This is a genomic window from Trujillonella humicola, from assembly GCF_046233715.1.
Classification (GTDB): domain Bacteria; phylum Actinomycetota; class Actinomycetes; order Mycobacteriales; family Geodermatophilaceae; genus Trujillonella; species Trujillonella humicola.
The window spans coordinates 1-3,396 of record NZ_JBJNRJ010000108.1 but is presented as its reverse complement, the minus strand read 5'-3'; the positions used below and the strand labels follow the sequence as shown (position 1 = coordinate 3,396).

The 3,396-nt window shown below is 78.8% G+C and carries 1 protein-coding gene; it reads left to right on the top strand.

Annotated elements, in window-relative coordinates:
* Positions 1 to 365 precede the first annotated feature (365 nt).
* Positions 366 to 3,314, top strand: coding sequence for a helix-turn-helix transcriptional regulator (locus tag ACK586_RS25230; protein WP_409333284.1), 2,949 nt, complete (start codon positions 366 to 368; stop codon positions 3,312 to 3,314).
* Positions 3,315 to 3,396: the final 82 nt, after the last annotated feature.

Here is a 3,396-nt window from a genome sequence, read left to right as displayed (position 1 = left end):
CATGTCCTGAGCTGGTCCTTCTGGCGCCGCAGACACCAGGCCCGGGCCCGCCGCTGTCACTACGTTCGAAGGGGTGCAGCCGACGAAGTGCGGCTGTAGCACTAGGGCCAGAGGGCGACGGTCGTCGTCCCGTCGTCGCCGGCGGCGGCGAGGACGACCGTCCCGGCGGCGCCGGACGGTGCGGCGGTGGTGTGGATGGTGGCGTACACGGGGGCCTCCCCTCCGGGGACCGGCGGCTCCGGTCCCGTCGGGAAGAACGATCCGGCCGCGGCGGGGGCCGGACATCCGTGGAACCACCGGACCGCGGTACGGAGGAACCGCGCGGACGGTATCCAGAGCCGTCGCGCGCGCGGATACTGCCCGCCGTGGGCACCGGGACTGCGGCCCCGGACGGCGGCCGCTTCGTCGGCCGGGACGCCGAGCTCGCCGAGCTGACGGCGCGGATCGCCGCGACCGCCGCGGGCAGCGGCGGCCTCGTCCTGCTGTCCGGGCCGGCCGGCATCGGCAAGACCCGCACGGTCGAGGAGGTGCTGGCCCGCGCCGGGCGGCCGGGCGCGGTGCCGGTGGTGTGGGGGCGCTGCGTCGACGACCCCGGCGCGCCGCCGCTGTGGCCGTGGCGGCGGGTCGTGCGGGCGCTGCCGGCCGCCGCGGCGGCGGTGGCCGGCGCGCTGGCGGAGGTCTACCGGGCCGGCGGCGGCGCGGACCCGGACGCCGCCCGCTTCGGGCTGGCTACGGCCGTCTCCGACGCGCTGATCGACTGCGCCGCCGGCGGCGGGCTGGTCGTCGTCCTGGAGGACCTGCACTGGGCCGACGAGAGCTCCTTGCGGCTGCTGCGGCACCTGGCCGGCGAGCTGCCGCGCTCCCGGCTGCTCGTCGTCGGCACCGTCCGCGAGCCCGACGGCGCCCGGACCGGCCGGCCGCTGGACGAGGCCCTGCCGGGCCTGCTGCGCGAGCCCGCCGTCCGCGTGCTGCGGCTGGCGCCGCTGACCGAGGACGACGTCCGTGCCTACCTCCCTCCCGAGGCCGCCGGTCCCGAGGTGGTGCGGGCGGTGCACCGGCGCAGCGGCGGCGTGCCGCTGTACCTCCGCGCGGTCGCGCGGTCCCCGGACGCCGGCGCGGACGCGGAGGCGGAGCTGCGAGCCCTCGTGCGCAGCACGCTCACCGGGCTGCCGCCGGCCGCCCTCGACCTGCTCGACGCCGCCGCCGTGCTCGGCGAGGAGCTCGACGCGGCGCGGCTGGTGGCAGTGACGGGGCGCCCGGCGGCCGAGGTCGCGGCGGGCCTGGACGCCGCCGTCCGCGGTGGGGTGCTCACCGCCGTCCCCGACGCCCCCGGCCGCCGGCGCTTCGCGCACGCCGCCGTCCGCGACGCCGTCTACGCCGACCTGGCGCCCAGCGTCCGGGAGGAGCTGCACCGGCGGGCGGCGGAGGCCCTGGAGCGGCTGGCCGGGGACCGCGACACCGCGGACGACTCGCTCGCCGGGCTCGTCGTCGGTCATTGGCTGCGCTCGGGCGCGGGGCAGGAGATCCTGCGCCGCGCGGCGACGTGGGCCCGGCGGGCCGCCGCGACCGCCACGCGTCTGCTGGCCTTCGACGAGGCCGCCCGCTTCCTCGCCACGGCGCTGGACGCCGGGCAGCGGGCCGGGGCGGAGCGGGCCGAGCACGCCGGGCTGCTGGTGGAGCTCGCGGCGGCGGAGTTCCGCGCCGGCCGCTTCGACGCCGCGCTGGAGCACGCCCTCGCCGCGTCCGACGCCGCAGCCGGGGACCCGGAGCTGCTGGCCTCCGCCACGCTCGCCGTGCACGACGTGGGTGCGCCGGAGTTCCCGCCGGCGCTGGTGCGCTTGTGCGAGCGCGCGCTGGCGGCGGTGGACGGCGGGCGCTCCCCCGCGCTCCGCTCCCGGCTGCTCTCCCAGCTGGCGTCGGTCCAGGCCGACGCGGGCCGGATGGGCGCGACGGCGGCCAACGCCGCGGCGGCCCTCGACCTCGCCCGGGGCTGCGAGGACTCCGAGGCGGTCCTCGACGCGGTGCGCGCGCGGATGAAGGCCAGCCCCACCGCCCTGTCCGCGGCCGAGCGGATGGACCTGGGCCGGCTGGCCATCGAGCACGCGGCCGGTACGGGACAGCCGCTGGTCGAGCTGTGGGGCGCCAAGTGGCGCATCGACGCCGGCCTGGAGACCGGCGACGTGGACGTCGTCCGCGACGAGCTCGACCGGGTGTCCGCGCTGGCCGCGAGCACCCGGTTGCCGATGGTCCGCTGGCACGACCGGCGGCTCCGGGCGTCCGTGGCCGCTCTGCTCGGCCGGTTCGACGACGCGGTGGCGCTCAACGAGGAGGCCCGCGGCATCGGCGCCACCGAGCTGACCGGCGACCTGTCGACCGTCGGCCTGTCCGACGCCTTCTGGCTGCAGCACTCGCTGGTGACCGGCCGGGGCCCCGGGTGGGACGACGAGACGCTGCGGACGCTCGACCAGGCCCTGGACGTCCCCGTCGTCCTGGTCAGCCGAGCGCTGGTGGACCTGCTGCGCGGCCGGCGGGACGACGCGGCGGCCCGGTACCAGCTGCTGCGGGAGCGGCTCGCCGACCCGGACTTCGTCGCCTCCGGCGGGGTCCCGCTCAACCTGGTGCCGCTGGTCGAGGAGTTCGGGGACGTCGCCGCCGCCGAGGTGCTGCACCGCCAGCTGGCCCGCGAGCCGTACGCGGCGGGTGGGGCCGGGGTCTACTGCCAGGGCTCGTACGCCTCGCTGGTCGCCCGGCTGGCGGTGGTGCGCGGCCGGCCCGACGAGGCGGTCGCCTGGTTCGAGCAGGCGCTCGAGGTCGACACGGCGACCGGGGCGCGGCCGGCCGCCGTGCTGGACCGGGTCGGGCTGGCCGGGGTGCTGCTCGATCGCACGGACCGCCGCGACGTGGCCCGCGCCGGGGACCTGGCCCGCGCCGGGGACCTGGCCCGCGCCGGGGACCTGGCCCGCGCCGGGGACCTGGCCCGCGCAGCGGCCGCCGAGGCTCGGCGGCTGGGCATGCCCGGCCCCGGGGCGCGGGCCGAGGCGCTGGCCGCGCGGGCCGGCCGGGCGGTCCGGGAGGCCGACCCGCTGACCGCCCGCGAGCGGGAGATCGCCACCCTGGTGGCGCGGGCGTGGACCAACCGCCGGATCGCCGAGGAGCTGGTGCTCTCCGAGCGGACGGTGGAGAGCCACGTGCGCAACGTGCTGGCCAAGCTGGGCGCGGCCAACCGCACCGAGCTCGCCACGCTGGTCGGGGCTTCTCAACCCCCGCTGGGTGTCGACGCAAGCCCGTCCGGAGATGTGTGGACAGGTCGCTGACCTGGGGATATCTCCTGCCCGACCCGGTTCCGGGCGCTAGAATCGAACACACGTTCTAGCCGGTCGGGAGGGTGTCGTGGGC